The 19861-nt window shown below is 70.5% G+C and carries 14 protein-coding genes; 4 read left to right on the plus strand and 10 right to left on the minus strand.

Features of this window, described 5'->3' with window-relative positions; translation table 11 throughout:
- Window positions 1–14: 14 nt before the first annotated feature.
- From OHT61_RS02650 to OHT61_RS02660, 3 genes are all read right to left on the minus strand, one after another.
- A complete protein-coding gene (locus OHT61_RS02650; RefSeq protein WP_329034688.1) occupies window positions 15–1355 on the minus strand; it encodes an ABC transporter substrate-binding protein in 1341 nt (446 codons plus the stop codon).
- A 165-nt stretch (window positions 1356–1520) separates the two neighbouring features.
- A complete protein-coding gene (locus OHT61_RS02655; RefSeq protein ID WP_329034689.1) occupies window positions 1521–2462 on the minus strand; it encodes a carbohydrate ABC transporter permease in 942 nt (313 codons plus the stop codon).
- 3 nt (window positions 2463–2465) lie between these two features.
- The gene (locus OHT61_RS02660) at window positions 2466–3386 is read right to left on the minus strand and encodes a carbohydrate ABC transporter permease (RefSeq protein WP_329034691.1); all 921 of its coding nucleotides are present in this window, start codon (window positions 3384–3386) and stop codon (window positions 2466–2468) included.
- Between the two features lie 526 nt (window positions 3387–3912).
- Here OHT61_RS02660 and OHT61_RS02665 point away from each other — a divergent pair.
- Together OHT61_RS02665 and OHT61_RS02670 are read left to right on the plus strand one after the other, a co-directional pair.
- Window positions 3913–4902, plus strand: a complete 990-nt coding sequence (locus tag OHT61_RS02665) for a LacI family DNA-binding transcriptional regulator (protein ID WP_329034693.1) — start codon at window positions 3913–3915, stop codon at window positions 4900–4902.
- A 304-nt stretch (window positions 4903–5206) separates the two neighbouring features.
- Window positions 5207–5836, plus strand: coding sequence for a YdeI/OmpD-associated family protein (locus OHT61_RS02670; RefSeq protein ID WP_329034694.1), 630 nt, complete (start codon window positions 5207–5209; stop codon window positions 5834–5836).
- Between the two features lie 144 nt (window positions 5837–5980).
- Here OHT61_RS02670 and OHT61_RS02675 read toward each other — a convergent pair whose 3' ends face one another.
- Window positions 5981–6406 carry an acyl-CoA thioesterase gene (locus OHT61_RS02675; RefSeq protein ID WP_329034696.1) on the minus strand — a complete coding sequence of 142 codons (426 nt, stop codon included), beginning with the start codon at window positions 6404–6406 and terminating at the stop codon, window positions 5981–5983.
- Between the two features lie 318 nt (window positions 6407–6724).
- Between OHT61_RS02675 and OHT61_RS02680 the strand changes: the two genes are divergently transcribed.
- Window positions 6725–9748: a carbohydrate binding domain-containing protein gene (locus OHT61_RS02680; protein WP_329034697.1), complete on the plus strand. Its 3024-nt coding sequence runs from the start codon at window positions 6725–6727 to the stop codon at window positions 9746–9748.
- 112 nt (window positions 9749–9860) lie between these two features.
- On the opposite strand, the gene OHT61_RS02685 is transcribed toward OHT61_RS02680, so the two are convergent.
- From OHT61_RS02685 to OHT61_RS02710, 6 genes are all read right to left on the minus strand, one after another.
- A complete protein-coding gene (locus tag OHT61_RS02685) occupies window positions 9861–10925 on the minus strand; it encodes an aldose epimerase family protein (protein ID WP_329034699.1) in 1065 nt (354 codons plus the stop codon).
- Window positions 10925–11962, minus strand: a complete 1038-nt coding sequence (locus OHT61_RS02690) for a LacI family DNA-binding transcriptional regulator (protein ID WP_329034700.1) — start codon at window positions 11960–11962, stop codon at window positions 10925–10927. The genes OHT61_RS02685 and OHT61_RS02690 overlap by 1 nt, the downstream gene beginning before the upstream one ends.
- Before the next feature lie 54 nt (window positions 11963–12016).
- Complete coding sequence (locus OHT61_RS02695; protein ID WP_329034702.1) at window positions 12017–13063, minus strand: ABC transporter permease; 1047 nt, start codon at window positions 13061–13063, stop codon at window positions 12017–12019.
- Window positions 13060–14058: an ABC transporter permease gene (locus tag OHT61_RS02700; RefSeq protein WP_329034704.1), complete on the minus strand. Its 999-nt coding sequence runs from the start codon at window positions 14056–14058 to the stop codon at window positions 13060–13062. The genes OHT61_RS02695 and OHT61_RS02700 overlap by 4 nt, the downstream gene beginning before the upstream one ends.
- Window positions 14055–15662, minus strand: coding sequence for a sugar ABC transporter ATP-binding protein (locus OHT61_RS02705; protein WP_329034706.1), 1608 nt, complete (start codon window positions 15660–15662; stop codon window positions 14055–14057). The genes OHT61_RS02700 and OHT61_RS02705 overlap by 4 nt, the downstream gene beginning before the upstream one ends.
- A gap of 101 nt (window positions 15663–15763) precedes the next feature.
- On the minus strand, window positions 15764–16849 hold the full coding sequence (locus OHT61_RS02710) for an ABC transporter substrate-binding protein (RefSeq protein WP_329034708.1): 1086 nt from the start codon (window positions 16847–16849) through the stop codon (window positions 15764–15766).
- Window positions 16850–17323: 474 nt separating this feature from the next.
- Between OHT61_RS02710 and OHT61_RS02715 the strand changes: the two genes are divergently transcribed.
- Entirely contained in the window at window positions 17324–19768 is a 2445-nt protein-coding gene (locus tag OHT61_RS02715; protein ID WP_329034710.1) for an RICIN domain-containing protein, read from the plus strand.
- Window positions 19769–19861: the final 93 nt, after the last annotated feature.

Here is a 19861-nt window from a genome sequence, read left to right on the forward strand (position 1 = left end):
TCAGGCGGAGGGCGTCACTTGTTGACGCTGAAGCCCTGCTCCGTGCCGTAGTCGACGGCGGACTTCTGCCACTGCTTCAGGCCGTCGGCCAGCGTGGTGCCGGAGACGTACGCCTTGCCGACGGAGTCGTTGAAGATGGAGTTCGCGTAGACCTGGTACGGGAGGTAGGACCAGCCCTCGGGCACCTCGTTGGCGGAGCGGGCGAAGATCTCGTTCGCCTTCTGGCCGCCGAAGTACGGGAAGGGGGTGTCCAGGAACGACGGGGAGGCCAGGTCGGCGGTGGTCGCGGGGAAGGCGCCGGCCTCGATGCGTGCCTGGACGCCGTCCGCGTGGTTGGCGTACTGGTCGAAGGCGTACGCCAGGTCCTTGTTCTTGCCCGCCTTCATGACGGCGAGTGAGCTGCCGCCGTTCTCCGAGCTGGACTGGGCCCCCTTCACCCACTGCGGGAGTGCCGCGGCGCGCCAGTCACCGGCGGCCGACTCGACGCCCGAGGCGAAGTTGGCGGGCATCCACGCACCGGTGGCCAGGGTGGCGATGGTGCCGTCCGCCAGGCCCTTGTACCACTCGTCGCTCCAGGAGCTGATCGGGGCGAGGAGCTTCTCGTCGATGAGCTTCTGCCACACCTTGGTGAAGGCGGCGACGCCCTTGTCGGCGGTGAGGTCGACGGTCACGTTGGTGTCGCGGGTCTTGAACGGGGTTCCGCCGGCCTGCCAGATCATGCTGGTGGTGAAGCCGGCGTCACCGGTGTCGTTGGTGATGTAGGCCTTCGGGTCGGCGGCGTGCAGCTTGCGTGCCGCGTCGAGGTACTCGTCCCAGGTGACGGGCGTCTTTATGCCGTGCTTGTCGAGCACCTTCTTGTTGTAGAAGAGCGCCATCGGGCCGGAGTCCATGGGCAGGGCGTACACGGACTTCCCGACCGCGACCGAGCTCCACGGTCCGGGCGAGTAGTCGTTCTCGTAGGCGTCCGCGCCGTAGCGGCTGAGGTCCTCCAGGGACTTGCCGAGGGCGAACTGTCCGAGGGCGAAGTACTCGACCTGCGCGACGTCGGGTACGCCCTTGCCCGCCTGGACCGCGTTCTGAAGGGCGGTGTACTGGTCGTTGCCCGTGCCGGCGTTGACCAGCTTCACCTTGACCTTGGGGTACTTCTTCTCGAAGTCGGCGACGACCTGCTTCAGTGTCGGTTCCCAGGCCCACACCGTGATCGAGCCGCCCTTCTTGAGGGCCGCCCTGAGATCACCACCCGTGACGGTCGTGTCCGAACCGGCGTCGTCGGAGGACCCGCACGCCGTGAGGCTCAGCGCCGCCGCACACAGCAGGCCGACACCGCGCATGGCGCGTCTGGTCATGGTTCTCATATCGCTTCACTCCGTTGTGGTGAGGGTGGATCACGAACCGTCGAGCGACCCGCACACCGTGGTGCGGGAGTTGGGGGGAGGGCGGTGCGCCGCGCGCGCCCCGGGGCCGGGGGGAGCCGGCCCCGGGGCGCTGGGACCGGACGGCCGTCCGGTGCGGAGGGCGGCTCAGCCCTTGACGCTGCCGGCCGCCAGTCCGGACTGCCAGTAGCGCTGCAGGAACAGGAAGGCGATGATCAGCGGCACGATGGTCATCAGGGACCCCGTGATGACCAGGTCGAAGACCGGGGTGCCGCCGGCGGTCGACGCCTGCGCGTTCCAGGCGTCGAGGCCCAGCGTGAGCGGGTACCAGTCCGGGTTCTTGATCATGACCAGCGGCAGGAAGTAGTTGTTCCACGTCTGGACCATGGTGAAGAGGAGGACCGTCACGATGCCCGGGCCCAGCAGCGGGAGCGCGACGCGGAAGAAGGTGCGCAGTTCCCCGGCCCCGTCCATCCTGGCCGCTTCGAGGAGCTCGGTGGGGACCGCCTCCGCCGCGAAGACCCACATCAGGTAGAGCCCGAACGGGGAGATCAGCGACGGGATGATCACGGCCCACGGGGTGTCGGTGAGGCCCAGCTCGCTGAACATGAGGAAGGTCGGGACGGCCAGCGCGGTCGCCGGCACGGCCACCGCGCCGATGACCGTGGCGAAGACGGCACGCTTGCCGGTGAAGTCGAACTTGGCGAGGCCGTAGCCTCCGAGCACCGCGAGGAAGGTGGCTCCCCCGGCGCCCACCACCACGTACAGCAGGGTGTTGAGGAACCAGCGGACGAAGATGCCGTCGTCGTAGGTGAGTGTCCGGGTGATGTTGTCCCAGAGCACGAAGTCCCCGCTGAACCAGAGGCCGAAGGAGTCCAGGAGGCTCCTCTGCGTCTTGGTCGCGTTGATGACCAGCCAGGCCAGCGGCATGAGCGCGTAGAGGGCGGTGAGGCCCATGAGCGCGGTGAGCAGGACGCTGCGGCGGGGCCGGTCGGCCGGGTGGCGCCTGCGCGCGGCACGCCGGGGTGCCGGGGCGCGGTGGGTGGTCCGCCGGGGTGTCCGCGGGGCGGTGTAGGACGGTGCGCTCATCGCTCACGCCTCCTTTCGCATGCCGCGCAGCTGGACCGCGTACGCGATGATCATCGTGACGACGCCCATGACGAGCGAGACCGTCGCGGCGTAGTTCTGCTGCCGTCCGGAGAAGGACAGCGTGAAGGTGTAGAGGTTGGGCGTGAAGTAGGTCGTGATCGCGTTGGGCGCCAGCTTCTGCAGGATGCTCGGCTCGTTGAAGAGCTGGAAGCTGCCGATCACCGAGAAGACCGTCGCGATCACGAGCGCGCCGCGGATCGCGGGGATCTTGACCGAGGTGACGATCCGCCAGGGGCCGGCTCCGTCCATCTCGGCCGCCTCGTAGAGGGACTTGGGGACGACGCGCAGGGCCGAGTAGAAGATCAGCATGTTGTAGCCGATGAACTCCCAGGTCACGATGTTGCCGATGCTCGCCAGCACGAGGGACGGCGAGAGCGGATCGGGCAGCGTGACACCGAGCGCGTCGTTGATGTTCGCCACCAGCCCGAACCGGGTGCCGTAGATGAAGCCCCACATCAGCGAGGCGACGACGGCGGGCACGGCGTAGGGCAGGAAGACGGCCATCCGGAAGAAGCTCTTGCCGTAGAGCCTGCCGCTGTCCAGAGCGAGGGCGACCAACAGCGCGAGGCCGAGCATGACGGGAACCTGTACGGCGAGGAACAGGCCGACGCGTCCCACGGCGGCCCAGAACCGGTCGTCCCCGAAGACCTGCCGGAAGTTGTCCAGGCCGACGAACGACGTCCCGCCGATCAACTGGTCCCGGAAGAAGCTGAGATACAGCGAGTAGGCGATGGGGGCGAGGAACACCAGGGCGAAGACGGCCATGAACGGGCCGACGAACATCCAGCCGGTCCGTCCGCGCCGGCCGCGGAATGCTCGGGCCGGTGGGCGGCGTCCGGTCGTGAGCGGCGTGACGGCCGTCATGGGTACTCCTACTGGTCCGGCGTCGTTGCATGGCCCCGGCCGGATGGAGACACCGGACATCATGGAGGCGCTGTGCTTGATGAGATCGATGTTCACGCAAACACCACACCGCGATGTTTACGTAAACATGTTTCGGTGAGGTGATGTCTACACGCCCTCCGACCCGAGGTCAAGGCGTGAACTCCCCTGGAGGAGCGTGACGTTCCGGAAACGGTCGCCGCCCGCGTTCCGCCGGGTGGCGTAGCGCCTGCCTGACGAGGTGACGCGGGTCGGCGGCATCGGCCGCGAGGTGGTAAAAATGCCGGTGGCCGGACCTCTCGGCCCAACACGCGGAACGAGCCGGACGCGCGGCGGCGGCAGCACGCGTACCGATCGGCAGCTCCTCGGCACGGCATGCGGTGGAACACGGCCGGCGGCCGGACGGCACCTCCCGACGGCGAAAGGCTCACGGAGGAACACGACGGAGGCGGGCGCAGTGCAGGGACAGGACCGGGCAGCGGAACGACCGCCTCGCAAGGAGGCGTCCATGGCGGACGTCGCACGGCTCGCCGGAGTCTCCTCGCAGACCGTCTCCCGTGTGTCCAACGGCCACTCCGTGGTGTCGGAGGAGACCCGCGAACGCGTCGTGAGTGCCATGAAGGAGCTGAACTACCGCCCCAACAGCGCCGCCCGGGCCCTCAAGAGCGGGAAGTTCCGCACCCTGGGAGTCATCCTGTTCACCCTGGCGACCACGGGCAACGTCCGCACACTGGAAGCCATTTCGGCCTCGGCCGCCGACGAGGGCTACGCCATCACCCTGCTGCCCGTCGCGACGCCCACGAGCCAGGGGGTCAGGGGCGCCGTCACCGTGCTCGGCGAGCAGGTCGTCGACGGCATCATCGTCATCATGGAGGTGCGACTCCTGGACGCCGCCATCTCACTGCCGCCGCACACCCACGTGGTGGTCGCCGACTCCGACGCGGGAGACCGCTACAGCGTCGTGGACACCGACCAGTCCGGGGGCGCGAGGGCCGCTGTGCGGCACCTCCTGGACCTCGGTCACCGCACCGTGGCGCACGTGGCCGGGCCGCCCGAGTCGTTCGCCGCCCAGCGCCGCGCCCTCGCCTGGCGGCAGACCCTGGAGGAGGCCGGCCGGCCGGTCCCGGATCCGGTGGACGGCGACTGGTCGGCGGCCTCCGGTTACGAGGCGGGGCTCGCCCTGGCTGCCGACCCTTCCTGCACCGCCGTCTTCGCGGCCAACGACCAGATGGCTCTGGGTGTCCTCCGGGCCCTGCAGGAGCAGGGCAGGCGGGTACCCGAGGACGTGAGCGTGGTGGGGTTCGACGACATCGCCGACTCGGCGTCGTTCCTTCCGCCGCTGACGACCGTGCACCAGGACTTCGCCGAGATCGGCCGGCTCTGCGTGGACGGGGTCCTGCGGCAGATCCGCAACGAGGCCACCGAACGCGGGACCACCCTGGTCCCGACGCGGCTGGTCGTCCGGGCGAGCACGGCCCCGCCGCCGCCTCGCTCCTGACCGGGGTGGCGGGCATGGGCGCGTGACGGGCATGGCGCGCGGCGGGCATGGGCGCGTGGCAGGCGTGGTGCGTGGCGGGCATGGGCGCGTGACGGGCGTGGCGCGATGACGGGGGGTGGCGCGTGGCAGGCGTGGTGCGCGGCGGGCATGGGCGTGCGGCGGAGCCGTCCGGGCCTGCCTCGTGGTCGCCGGCAGGTGGGCGGCCGCGTCGCCGCCGCGGGATGCGCGTGAGGACGGGTACATCCTCGGCAGGGCGTGTCCTACAGGACTGCACCTGACCTAGTACGTGCCTACGGTGGTGGCCATGACCTCACCGAGGAAGAGCACGGACGGCGGGCCGGCCGCGGAGGGACCCGCGGGCGACGCCGCGGATCCCCTGTTCTGCGAGCGGGTCCCCTGCCTGGAGTCCTGGCTGGAGCGGCACCACGGCGAGCGGTCGGAGCTGTGGCTCAGGATCGCGAAGAAGGGTTCGGGCATCGCGTCCGTCACCGCCACCGAGGTGATCGAGGCAGCGCTCTGCTTCGGGTGGATCGACGGGCAGCGCAGGTCCCTCGACGCGGCGTACTACCTGCAGCGGATCTCGCCCCGCCGCAGGGGCAGCCAGTGGTCCCTCGTGAACGTCCGCAAGGTCGGGGAGCTGACGGAGGCGGGCCGCATGCGCGAGTCCGGGCTGGCCGAGGTCCACGCCGCACAGGCCGACGGGCGATGGTCGGCGGCGTACCCGTCGCAGAAGGAGGCCACCGTGCCGCCCGACCTCGCGGCCGCGCTCGCCGCGAACCCGCGGGCGGCGAGACGCTTCGAGCGGCTGGGCCGGACGGACCGGTACCTCCTGATCCTCCAGCTCCTGCGGGCCAGGACCCCCGAGGCCAGGGCGACCCGGCTCGCCCGGATGACAGCGGCGCCGGACCGGGACCGGGACCGGGAAGGTGGCTGAACGAGGCCGGACGGCCGGAGCGGAAGACGGCGGCCCGGGCCCGCCTCCCACGACCGGCGGGAGAGCGGCCGATGTGCCGGCCACCGCGCCCTCCCGTCCCGTGCGGAACGACGGTGTCCCGCAGGCCCGGACCCGCGGCAGCAGTCAGGAGTCCCTGACCCCCAGGAGCTCGGGCCGCTCCGCCAGTGAGGCGAGGTGCCCGGCCGGGTCCGCGATCAGCCGGCGGGTGGACAGGTCGAGCATGCCGGCCAGTCCGCTGATCTCCGCGGCGACCGTGCCGTCCTCCTTGACGATCTGCTGCCGCACCCCGAAGGTCTTGCCGGCACCATAGGTGAACTCGCAGCTGACACGCACCCGGTCCCCGCCCCTCAGTTCGCGGAGGTACTTGACCGTCACCTCGAGCTGTACCGGTCCCACGCCGCTCGCGAGCAGCTTCTCCTGAGGCACTCCCGCGGCTCGCAGCAGTTCCCAGCGGGCGTGCTCCGCGTACTGGAGGTAGACGGCCTGGTTGAGGTGGCCCTGGGTGTCGAGCTCGTAGCCGCGCACCGTCACGTCGACGAAATAGGTCATGAACACCGGAACGCCCCCGCCCGGCCGGCCATTCCGACGATCACCGCCGCCCCGGCGGCCATGACGGGGCGCTTCGCGCTCCCCGTCGCCCAACCCCCGTGCCACGCACCCCCTTTACGGGTCTGCCATGCGCCGGTAACTTCCTGGCTGCAAAAGATTGCAGCAACATTCTGACGGCAGTTGCCGTCGGGACGCACTGCTCGCCCGAACCCGGAGGCGCGTCCAGGTTCTCCGGCGGGATCCCGCGGCCGTCCGCACGGCGGTCGCGGCCGGCAGCCGCGGTCCACCTGCCCGCGGCCCTCCCCTGGAGACAGACGCATGAGACGCACTCCTCGGCGGATCCCCGGACGCCCGCTGGTGGCGGCCGTGGCAGCCGCCGTGATGCTGGGCCTCCTGGCCTCGGTTCCCCACAAGCCCGTTGCCGAGGCGGCCGTGCCCGTCGCCTCCTCCTCCGCGGAGTCCACCACCACCGTCTTCTACTACACGAAGACCAGGAACTGGTCTGCGTACAAGCTGCATTACGCGCCCGACGGCGGGTCCTGGACCACGGTGCCCGGAGTCGCCATGGAGGCCGCCTGCACGGACTGGGTCAAGAAGACGGTCAGCCTCGGTGGCGCGTCGGGCATAGCCGCGACCTTCAACGACGGCGCCGGTGTCTGGGACAACAACGCGGGCCGGAACTACGCCCTCGGGACCGGGGCCCTCACCGTCAAGGACGGGGTGGTGGCCCACAGCGACCCCTGTGCGGACACCGGCCCCGATCCCACCCCGAGCCCCGGGGCCGGTACCGCCGAGGTCTACTACTCCACCGCCACGGTCGGCTGGACCACCACGAACCTGCACTACCGGCCGGCCGGCGGCGCGTGGACCGCGGTGCCGGGTGTGGGGATGGAGCCCGCCTGCACCGGCTGGGTACGCAAGGCGGTCGACCTGGGCTCCGCCGTCACCCTGACCGCGGCCTTCAACAACGGAAGCGGCGTCTGGGACAACAACAACGGCGCCGACTACACCCTCCCGACCGGCCTCGCGACGGTGAAGGACGGGAAGGTCACCGCCGGGACGACGAGCCCGTGCGCGGCCGAGACCCCCGACATGCAGGCCCCGACGGCGCCGGCCGGGGTGCGCGCCGATGCCGACGGGGTGTCCGTGGTCCTGGGCTGGGACCCCTCCACGGACGACCGCGGAGTGACGAAGTACCAGGTCACCCGCACCGGTGGCACCAGGGGCACTTTGGTCACGGACGTCGGCTCCACGGTGTACTCGGACACGGGCCTGGAGGCGAGGACGGCGTACAGCTACACCGTGAGGGCCGTCGACGCCGCGGGGAACGTCTCGGCCGCCTCCTCGGCCGTCACCGCCACCACCGGGGAGAAGCCGACGGCCCCGGCGCCCGGCAGGCCGCTCGGCACCGATCCGCGCAAGGACCCGATCTACTTCGTGCTCACCGCCCGCTTCGCCGACGGTGACACCGGGAACAACCGCGGCGGCAGCCAGCACACCAAGTCGGGCAACGCCGCCAACGACGACCCGATGTTCCGGGGCGACTTCAAGGGACTGGTCGACAAGCTCGACTACATCAAGGGCCTCGGCATGTCGGCCGTCTGGATCACCCCCGTGGTCCTGAACAGGTCCGACTACGACTACCACGGCTACCACGGCTACGACTTCTACGAGGTCGACTCCCGGCTCGAATCCGCGGGGGCCTCCTACCAGGACCTCATCGACGCGGCCCACGCCAAGGGCATGAAGATCTACCAGGACGTCGTCTACAACCACTCCTCGCGCTGGGGCGCCAAGGGCCTGTTCACCCCGAAGACGTACGGCGTGCGTGACGCCCAGTGGAGCTGGTACTACGACGAGAGGAACGAGGGCTTCGAGTACGACGGGCTGACCGTCGAGACCAAGTCGGGCAAGTCCTACTACAACGGCGACCTCTGGTCCACGGCCGAGCCGTCCGGCAACACCTGCCTCGACTGGGGCAAGCCCACCGGGTACACCTCACCGGAGGGCTACCGCATCTACAACTGCCAGTGGCCCAGCCCCACGTCGGGGATGTTCCCGAAGGCCGTCTACCACAACTGCTGGATCGGCAACTGGGAGGGAGAGGACTCCCGTTCGTGCTGGCTGCACGACGACCTCGCCGACTTCAACACCGAGAGCGCGTCCGTGCAGAACTACCTGATCGGCGCGTACGACAAGTACATCGACATGGGTGTGGACGGCTTCCGCGTCGACACCGCCGTGCACATCCCCCGCACCACCTGGAACCGCCGTTTCCTGCCCGCCATCCAGGAACGGGTCACCCAGCGGTTCGGCGCCGCGGCGGCGGAGAACTTCTTCGTCTTCGGCGAGGTCGCGGCCTTCGTCAACGACAAGTGGAACCGCGGCTCGGTCAACCACTCCGCGCAGTTCTACACCTGGAAGGAGCGCAGGGAATACAGCGCGGACGACGGGAAGGCGGCCCTGGAGATGTACGACTACGAACAGCAGCAGGGCACGGGCTCCCAGCCGATCTCCACCAACGCGTTCCTAAACGGCAACAGTTACCACGTGCCGGACCACAGCAGGTTCTCCGGCATGAACGTCATCGACATGCGCATGCACATGAACTTCGGTGACGCGAACAACGCCTACAACAACGGCAAGGACTCGGACGACAGTTACAACGACGCCACCTACAACGTCGTGTACGTGGACAGCCACGACTACGGTCCCAACAAGAGCAGCGAGCGGTACGCGGGCGGTACCGACGCCTGGGCCGAGAACATGTCGCTCATGTGGACCTTCCGGGGCATCCCCACGCTGTACTACGGCTCCGAGGTCGAGTTCCAGGCCGGCCGGAAGATCGACTGCGGCCCCACCTGCCCGCTGGCGACGACCGGCCGGGCCTACTTCGGGGACCACGTCGCCGGCACGGTGAAGGCGTCGGACTTCGGCACGGTCTCATCGGCGTCCGGCACTGTCGCCGACACCCTCGCGAAGCCCCTGGTCAAGCACGTGCAGCGGCTCAACCAGATCCGCCGGGCGGTACCCGCGCTGCAGATGGGCCAGTACTCCACGGAGGGCATATCCGGTTCGATGGCGTACAAGCGGCGCTACACCGACGCGGCGACCGGCACCGACAGCTTCGCGCTGGTGACGGTCACGGGCGGCGCCACCTACACCGGCATCCCGAACGGCACCTACAAGGACGCCGTCACCGGTGACACCAGGGCGGTGACGGGCGGCACGCTGTCCGTCCCGGCGCCGGGCAAGGGAAACCTGCGGGTGTACGTCCTCGACCTCGGGGGCCGGAACGCCGCCCCGGGGAAGATCGGCACGGCGGGGCCCTACCTGAAGTGACGCGCGGCGTGACGGACGCGCACACCGCGCGTCCGTCACGTCCGGTCGTCCGCTGCGTTCGGCGCGGCCCTGGGGGACGAGACGACGGTATTGATGGGCCGCCCGGCCCGCCTCAGCCGCTCAGGTGCGGGAAGCGCAGCTCGGTCCGGCTGCGGCCGGTCCCGCCCGGCCGCAGGACGGTGCTGGGCCATTCGGGCCGGTTGGGTGAGTCGGGCAGGTGCTGGGTCTCCAGGCACACCGAGCCGTGCCGGTCGTGGCGGCGGCCGGCGCCGTCGGTGTAGGAGCCGTCGAGCTGGTTGGCGGTGTACACCTGGATGCCGGGCTCGGTCGTCCAGACCTCCAGGACGCGGGCGGCGCCGGGGGCGGTGAGCCGGGCGGCGCGCCGCAGACCGGCGCCGGCGTCCCTCAGCACCCAGCAGTGGTCGAACCCGCCGGCCGCACGCAGCTGGCCGTCGTCGGTGCCGAGGCGTTCGCCGATCACGCGCGGTTCGGTGAGGTCGAACGGGGTGCCCCCGACCGGATCCTGCCTCCCCAGCGGGATGCCGTCGTCGTCCACCGGGAGATAGGCGTCGGCGTCGACCTCCAGGAGGTGGCCGAGCACGTCACCGCCGCCGGTCAGCTCGAAGTAGGCGTGGTTGGTGAGGTTGACGACGGTGGCCCGGTCGGTGACCGACGCGTAGTCGACGGCGAGGGTCCCGTCCGTGTCGATGGTGTACGTGACCGTGCTGTCCAGGGCTCCCGGGAAGCCCATGTCGCCGTCCGGGCTGTGCAGGGACAGCCGGACGGACGCGGTGCCGTCGCCGTGGTCCGGTTCCGCGTCCCACACCTTGGTGTGGAAACCGTCGGGTCCTCCGTGCAGGGCGTGGCCCCGGTCGTTGGCGGGGACGTGGTGCTCGGCGCCGTCGAGGGTGAAGCGGCCGTGGGCGATGCGGTTGGCGTAGCGGCCGACGACGGCGCCGAAGTAGGGGTGTTTCGCCGCGTAGTCGTCGAGGGCCGGGAGCGACCGTACGACGGAGGCGGGCGTGCCCTCGGTGTCGGGCACGGTGAGGCGGTGCAGGGAGGCTCCGTAGGTCAGCACCTCGGCCCGGACTCCCGTACCGCTGTCGAGGGTCCACAGACGGGTCTGCGTCCCGTGGACGGAGCCGAACGGGGTGCTGTGCACGGTGGGGCGCGGCATCAGAGATCCTCGGTGTGGCCGGAGTCGGACCCGGACGTGGTGGATTCGCGGACGACGAGGCGGTAGCCGGGGCGCGGCCGCCGGGGTTCGGTGAACGGCTTCCCCGCGAGCCGCTCGACGAGGCTGTCGACGGCGAGGCGGGCGATGGCTTCCTTGTCGGGCGCGATGGTGGTGAGTGTCGTGGTGGTGTAGCGGCTCTCCTCGATGTCGTCGAAGCCGACGACGGCGACGTCCTCGGGGATCCGCAGTCCGCGTTCGGTGACGGCCCGCATCGCGCCGATGGCGATGAGGTCGTTGTAGGCGAACACGGCGTCGGGTCGGTCCCCGCGGTCCAGGAGGGCCGCCATGCCCGCGGCGCCGTCCTCACGGCCGTAGCCGTCGGTGACGACGACGAGGGATTCGTCGGGGGTGATCCCGGAGGCGACGAGTTCCTCGCGCCAGCCCCGCAGCCGCAGGTGCGCCGGCTGGCGTTCCCGGCCGGTGCGCGATCCGAGGAAGGCGATGCGCCGGTGGCCGCGGCTGACGAGGTGGCGTACGGCGGCGCGGGCGGCCGCCACGTTGTCGATGGCGATGTGGTCGTACGGGGCTTCGTACTCGCGTTCCCCCAGCAGGACCAGCGGCGCCGTCTCAGTGCGCGCCATCAGGTCCTCGGTCTCCAGATGGATGGGGCTGAGGATGAGGCCGTCGATCACGTGGGACCGGAACCCCTGGCTGACCAGGAGTTCCTTCTCCCGCAGGCCGGCGGTGTGGTCGACCAGGACGGTGTAGTCGTGCCGGGCGGCCGCGTCGATCACCGCTCCCGCGAGTTCCGCGAAGTACGGGTTGCCGAATTCGGGGACGGCGAGCGCGATGATGCCGGTGCGGCCCTTGCGCAGGTGACGGGCGGTGAGGTTCGGCCGGTAGCCGAGCTCGTCGATCGCCTGTTGCACCTTGGCGCGCATGGCGGGCGTGACGTGCTGATAGTTGTTCACCACGTTCGACACGGTCTTGATGGACACGCCCGCCCGTTGCGCAACGTCCTTGAGGCTGACGCCCACGGCACTCCTTGGTTCGGCTGGACTCGATGGATCTTGTCGGCAAGCGGACTGTCGTCAGGTGCTTCTGCGGCTGCGCGCCAGATAACGCTGCGCCACCACGACAACGATAAGGAAACCGCCGCTGACCACCGACTGGTACGAGGAGTTGAGCGAGCCGATCTGGTTGATCAGGTTCTGGATGACGGCCAGCAGCAGCACTCCCCACAGCGTTCCGCTGATCGAGCCGGCGCCGCCGACGAGGAGGGTGCCGCCGATGACGACGGCGGAGATGGCGTCGAGCTCCATGCCGACCCCGACGATGGTGACGCCGGAGGACAGCCTGGCAGCGTTGAGCGCCCCCGCGAGACCGGCCAGCAGGCCGCTGAGGGTGTAGACGAGGATCTTCGTACGGGCGACGGGGAGGCCCATCAGGGTCGCCGCGTCGCTGCTGCCGCCCACGGCGAAGAGGGTCTGCCCGAAGGAGGTGCGCTGCAGGACGATCCCGCCGGCACCGAAGAGCACGGCGGCGATCAGGATCGGGTAGCCGAAGCCCCAGACGCTGCCCTGGCCGAGTTCGCCGAAGGCCGAGTCCTTGGGGACCAGGTAGGTGGTGGCGCCCTCGTCGGTGATGGCGAGCAGCAGTCCGCGGGCGCCGAGCAGGGTGGCCAGGGTGATGATGAACGGCGCCATGTTGCCGCGGGCGATGAGGAGCCCGTTGAGCAGACCGATCGCGCCGCACACCACGAGGGGTACGAGGAGCGCGGCGAGGAAGCCGTACTGCGAGGCCCAGGCGGCGAGGACCCCGCCGAGGGCGAAGACGGATCCGACCGACAGGTCGATGCCGCCGGTGATGATGACCATGGTCATGCCGAGGGCTACCACGGCGAGGAAGGACGCCTGGATGGTCACGCCGCGGGCGTTGTCCAGGGAGGCGAACGTCGGATAGATGAAGGAGGAGACGAGCACGACCATGAGCAGGACCGCGAGCACGCCCTGGCGCTGGAGGAGTTCGGCGGCGCGGGCCCTGCCCGACCGCTCGGGCCCGGCGGCGGGGCGCGGGGGCTTCGTCTTCTTCTGCGGCATCGGGGCCGGGGCGGCGGGGGCGGATGTGGTTTCGTTCATCGGGACCGACGCTCCCGGGCGACGTAGACGGCGGCGACGATGATGGCCGCCTGGGCGATCTGTGCGGTGGAGTCGGGCAGGTCGTGCTTGACGAGCGTGGCGCGCAGGAGCTGCATGAGCAGGGCTCCGGCCACGGTGCCGAGCACCCGGACGGAGCCGCCGTTGAGCGGGGTGCCGCCGACCACGACCGCCGTGATGGCGGAGAGCTCCATGAGCGTGCCGAGCGAGGAGGGGTCGCTCGCGGTGAGCCTGGCCGTCGCGAGGACGCCGGCGAGGGCGGCGAGCACGCCGCACAGGACGTAGACGCCGATGAGGACCCGCTTGACGGGCAGTCCGGCGAGCGCGGCGGCGGAGCGGTTGCCTCCGATGGCGACGATCTGCCGGCCGAAGGTGGTGCGCTGCACCAGGAAGGCGACGGCGACCGCCAGCACTCCGGCGATCAGGACGACCAGCGGGATCCCGAGGAAGGAGCCGGTACCGAGCGACAGCAGGTCGGGGTTGACGATCTGCTTGAGCTGACCGTCGGCCATGACGAGGGCGAGTCCGCGGCCCCCGACGAACAGGGCCAGGGTCGCCACGATGGGCTGCAGCCCGATGAGGGAGACCAGGGTGCCGTTGACGGCCCCGACGACGGCGCCGGCCAGGAGGGCGACGACGAGTGCGGGCACGAGCCCGTAGCCGAGGTAGAGGGGCAGGAAGGCGGCCGCGAGTGCCATGGTCGAGCCGACGGACAGGTCGACGCCCTCGGTCCCGATGACCAGGGCCATGCCCAGGGCGACGATGACGATGGGGGCGACCTGGACGAACTGGGTGCGGAAGTTGTCCGCGGTCATGAAGTGGTCGGTGAACAGGGCGTTGAAGAGCAGCACCACCCCGACGGCCACGTAGACGCCGTAGCGCTGGTACCAGGCGGGATCGCGGAGCCGGGCCAGGGGGCTCACGGACTTCTGCGGCGTGTCGCCCTTCACGGGCGGGACGACGGCGGTCTGGGTCATCGGGGGTCCTCCTGTGCGGCCGGGGCCGTGTCCGCCGGCTGCGGTGCGTGGTCGGCGAGCACTTCGAGCAGCCGGCTCTCGGCCACGTCGTCGCCCCGGAGTTCGCCGGCGACCGCGCCGCCGCGGAGCACGACGATGCGGTCGGCGCCCTCGATGAGTTCCTCGATGTCGGAGGAGATGAGGAGGACGGCCAGGCCCTCGCCGGCGAGGTCGTCGATGAGGCTCTGGACCTCGGCCTTGGCACCGACGTCGATGCCGCGGGTGGGTTCGTCGAGCAGCAGCACCTTGGGTTCCAGGCAGAGCCAGCGGGCGAGCAGGACCTTCTGCTGGTTCCCTCCGGAGAGTTCGCCGACCTTCTGCTCGGGGCTCGACGCCTTGATGCGCAGGCGCTTCATGAAGATGTCGACGATCCGGTCCTGCTTGGCCCGCGAGACGACGCCTGCCCGGGAGAGCCGCGGCATGGCGGCGAGCACGATGTTCTCCCGGACCGAGAGGCCGGGGACGATCCCCTCGGCCTTGCGGTCCTCGGGCAGCAGGCTGATGCCGGCCCGGATCGCGGCGGCCGGGGTGAGACGTTTCAGGGAGGTGCCGTCGACGGTGATCTCACCGGCGTCCAGGGGCAGGGCTCCGGACAGGGCCTTCGCGGTCTCGCTGCGGCCGGAGCCGAGGAGGCCGCCGAGGCCGAGCACCTCGCCCGCGTACAACGACACGGATATGTCGTGGAGCTGGAGGCGGCTGGAGATGCCGGCCGCCGTGAGCACGGGTGTGCGGGCCACGTCGTGGCCCTCGGCGGCGAAGCTGGTGACGCCGGAGCGGCGCACCTCCGAGAGGTCGCGGCCGAGCATCATGGAGACGAGCTGCATCCGGTCGAGCCCGGCGAGGTCGCCGGTGTGGATGTGCCGGCCGTCGCGGAGGACGGTGACGCGGTCGCAGATCCGGTAGAGCTCGTCCATGCGGTGGCTGACGTACAGCACGGCGATGCCCTGGGAGCGCAGGCGTTCGATGACCCGGAAGAGGGTCTCCACCTCGCGCGGCTCGAGCGAGGAGGTGGGCTCGTCCATGATGACGACCTGGGCGTTGACGGACACGGCCCGGGCCAGGGCGACCATCTGCTGCGTGCCGATGCCCAGCGTGTGCAGCGGGCGCCGGGGGTCGACGCGTACGCCGAAGCCGTCGAGCAGTTCGCCCGTCTCGCGGTGCATGCGGGCGAAGTCGATGAGGCCGAAGCGGTTCCTGGGCTCCCGGCCCAGGAAGATGTTGCGCGCCACGCTCATCAGCGGGACGAGGTTGACCTCTTGGTAGATCGTGGAGATGCCGGCCTGCTGGGCGTCGAAGGGCCGGGCGAACCTGACGGGTTCGCCGGCCATGCGCAGGTCGCCGCCGTCGGGCCGGTAGACGCCGGTCAGCACCTTGATGAGGGTGGACTTGCCGGCGCCGTTCTCCCCGACGAGGGCGTGGGTCTCCCCCGCGCGCAGGGAGAAGGTGACGTCGTCGAGGGCGACGACGCCGGGGAACCGCTTGCTCACCGACCGGGCTTCGAGCACCACGGAGGCCGTGGACACGTCCGCCTCCGGTGCCTGAGGTACTGCTTCGGGTGGTGCCATGGGTGTTCTTGGCCTTCCGCTGTCCAAGGGTGAGGGCCCGGTGGCCGCCGTGGCCCGGTGCGGGTGCCACGGCGGCCGGGGCCGTTGGGTTCAGGAGCGGATCAGTACGCCCCGCCGAGGGATTCCTTGGCGTTGGTCTCGTCGTAGGCCCGGTCGGTGATGATGACGTTCTCGGGGATCTCCTCGCCGCCGTAGAACTTGTTGGCGGTCGCGAAGGCGAGCGGTCCGAAGCGCGGGTTGGACTCGATGACGGCGTTGTACTCGCCGTTGGCGAGGGCCTGCACCGCGTTGCGCGTGCCGTCGATCGAGACGACCTTGACGTCCTTGCCGGGCTTCTTGCCGGCGGCCTTCAGCGCGGTGACGGCACCGAGGCCCATCTCGTCGTTCTCGGCGTAGACCGCGGTGATGTCGGGCTTGGACTGGATGAGCTGCTCCATGACCTGCTGGCCCTTGTCACGGGCGAACTCGCCGGTCTGCTGGGCGACGATCTGGATGCCGGGGGCCTCGGCCTTGATCTGGTCGACGAAGCCCTTGGTGCGGTCGGTGGTGACGTTGTTGCCGGAGGCGCCGAGGAGGATGGCCACCTTGCCCTTGCCGCCGGTCGCCTTGATCATCGCGTCCGCGGCGCGCTTGCCCTGCTCGACGAAGTCGGAGCCGAGGAAGGCCACGTAGTCCTTGCAGGCCGTGGAGTTGACCTTGCGGTCGATGGTGAGGACGGGCACCTTCTTCGCCGCGGCCGCCTTGAGCGCCGGCTCCAGACCGTCGGAGTTCAGCGGCGCGATGATGAGGAACTGGGCGCCCTGCGAGAGCATGTCCTGGATGTCGCTGATCTGCTTGGAGAGCTGCGACTGCGCGTTCGTGGTGAGCAGCTTCTTGACGCCGATCTTGGCCGCCTCGTCCTTGATGGACTGGGTCTCCGCGATGCGGAAGGGGTTGGCCTCCTTCTCCGACTGGGAGAAGCCGACCACCGCGTCCTTGAGGTCGAGCTTGGGCGCGCCGTAGGTCTGCAGCGAGCAGCCGGGGCCGGACGCGGCCTCGGGGGACTTGGCCGCCTGGGCGCCCTGGCTGCTGTCACCGCCCGCGTTGTCCGAGGTCTCCGACTTCGAGCAGCCGGACACGGCCAGCGTGGCGGTGGCGGCGATCAGACAGGCCGCGGCGAGGGTACGGGATCGACGCTGGATCATCATGCGCGGGACGCTCCTTGGCGAGGTGACGGCACGCCGTTCGGCGTGCGGTCGGGCATGGCTGGACGGTGCTACGGCCGCTCGGTGGCCCATGGCGCTGCATTCCCCACGACCCCCGCTGCGAGCTGCGGGAACAACGGTCGTGAAGGCCTGTGCGGCCTGTCGGCGGCTCGGGTTTACAACGTTATATAGGCGCGGCGGCGCGGGCGGCAAGAGAGTTGTCGATGCGTTTCCAAAATGTGTCGCCCCGGCGCACGGCCGCCACCCCGCCCACGCGAGGGCCCGTTCGGCACGGGCACTGCGCCCCCTCTGGACACTGACTTGACCGCGTGCTGTCATATCGCCGACATCAATTTTCCAACGTTGCAAGCGAGTTGTCGCACCGACCGGTCCGGACGCGGCGGCTCCCCCAGCCATGCGCCGGCCCCGCCCGGGCCGGTCCCCCGCCCCCTTCGCAGCGGAAGTGGAGTCCCCACGATGCCCCTGAACCGCAGACAACTCATGACCGGCGCGCTGGTCACCGCTGCCGCCGCCACATCGGCCGGCCGCTGGGCGACGACCGCGACGGCCGCCGAGGGCATGGCGGCGGCCGCGCGCGGGGGCCACTACGCCCCGAACGCGGCTCCCCTGCGGCCGACGGCGTTCCTGAAGCTGCCCCCCGGCCGGGTCACAGCCCGGGGCTGGCTGGCCGGCCAGCTCCGTATGCAACTGGACGGCCTCTGCGGCCAGTACGAGTCCTTCTCGCACTTCCTCGACTTCGGCACCTCGGGCTGGGCCAAGCCCGACCGCAGCGGCTGGGAGGAGGTCCCCTACTGGCTGCGCGGGTACACCGACCTGGCCATCGTCACGGGGGACGCGACCGCGCTGGCCGGCGCCCGCCGCTGGATCGACGCGATCCTCGCCACCCAGCAGGCCGACGGCTTCTTCGGGCCGAAGGCCCTGCGGACCTCGCTCAACGGCGGCCCGGACTTCTGGCCCTTCCTCCCCGTGCTCCAGGCCCTGCGCTCCTGGCAGGAGTACAACAGCGACAGCCGGGTCATCCCGTTCCTCAGCAGGTTCTTCCGGTACATGAATGCCCAGGGCCCCGGCGCGTTCAACACCAGCTGGATCGCGCTGCGCTGGGGCGACGGGCTGGACAGCGTCTACTGGCTGTTCAACCGCACCGGCGACACCTTCCTGCTGGACCTCGCCGACAAGATCCACCGCTACGGAGCCGACTGGGGCGACAACCTGGTCAACCCGCACAACGTCAACATCGCCCAGGGTTTCCGCGAGCCCGCCCAGTACGCCCTGCGCAGCGGATCGCAGCAGGACACCCGGGACACCTACGGGACGTACGCCAAGGCCATGGACCAGTACGGCCGGTTCCCCGGTGGCGGCTTCGCCGGGGACGAGAAAGCGCGGCCGGGGCACGGGGACCCCCGCCAGGGCTTCGAGACCTGCGGGATCGTCGAGTTCATGGCGAGCCACCAGCTCCTGACCCGGATCACCGGCGACCCGCTCTGGGCCGACCGCTGCGAGGAACTGGCCTTCAACTCGCTGCCGGCCTCGCTCGACCCGTCGGGCAAGGCCATCCACTACGTCACCAGCGCCAACAGCGTCGACCTGGACAACGTGCCCAAGCGGGACCGGCAGTTCCAGAACGGCTTCGCGATGCAGGCGTACCTGCCGGGCGTCGACCAGTACCGCTGCTGCCCGCACAACTACGGCATGGGCTGGCCGTACTTCGTCGAGGAGCTCTGGCTCGCCACCCCCGACGGCGGACTGGCCGCCGCGATGTACGCGGCCTGCGAGGTCACCGCCAAGGTCGCCGACGGCACCGAGGTCACCTTCACCGAGGAGACCGACTACCCCTTCACGGACACCGTCACGCTCTCCCTCAGGTCACCGAAGCCCCTCCGCTTCCCTCTGGTGCTGCGCGTGCCCGCCTGGTGCACCGAGCCGGACATCCGCGTGAACGGCGTGCGCGTCACCGCCCCGGCGGGCCCCGCCTTCACCCGCGTCGAGCGCACCTGGTCGGGCGGCGACAAGGTCACCCTGCGGTTCCCGCAGCGGACCACCGTGCGCACCTGGGCGGACAACCGCGGCTCGGTCAGCGTGGACCACGGGCCGCTGACCTATTCGCTGCGCATCGGGGAGTCGTACGAGCGCATCGGCGGCACAGACCGGTTCCCGGAGTACGCGGTCCACGCGACGACCCCGTGGAACTACGGCCTCGTCCTCGACGGGACTCTGCCGGCCTACTCGCTGCGCCGTCGCTCCACGGGCCGCGCCGCCGACGGGAACCCCTTCACCCTCGGCGGGACCCCGCTCACCATGACCGCGCGCGCCCGCCGCATCCCCGAGTGGGGCGCCGACGACGAGCACGTGGTGGCGCCGCTCCAGGAGAGCCCCGCGGGCAGCACCCAGCCGGTCGAGGACGTCACCCTGGTCCCGATGGGCGCGGCCCGGCTGCGGATCACGTCGTTCCCGACCGTGAGCCCGGACGCGGCACCCTGGATCGCCGACCGCTGGTACAGGATCGGCAACCGGAACTCGGGCAAGGTGCTGGGGGTCGACCTCATGTCCACGGCCAACAGCGCCCACGTCGTCCAGTTCGACGACAACGGCACGGCCGACCACCTCTGGCGCCTCGTGGCCAACGGCGACGGCTGGTACCGCATCCGCAACCAGCACTCGGGCAAGGTGCTGGGCGTCGACCTCATGTCCACGGCCAACAGCGCCCACGTCGTCCAGTTCGACGACAACGACACCGCGGACCACCTGTGGCAGCTCGTGCCCGACGGCGACGGCTGGTACCGCATCCGGAACCGCAACTCGGACAAGGTGCTCGGCGTGGACGGCATGTCCACGGCCAACAGCGCCCACGTCGTGCAGTACGACGACAACGGCACGGCCGACCACCTCTGGCGGCTCGTCTGACAACCCCCTGACCGCCCCGGTCCGCCGGCCCCACGGGCGGCCGTCCGAGGCACCCGCACCGCTCCCCGCGCCGGTCCGGCGCGGGGAGTTCCC

Origin of the sequence: Streptomyces sp. NBC_00178, from assembly GCF_036206005.1 — a bacterium.
Lineage (GTDB): Bacteria > Actinomycetota > Actinomycetes > Streptomycetales > Streptomycetaceae > Streptomyces.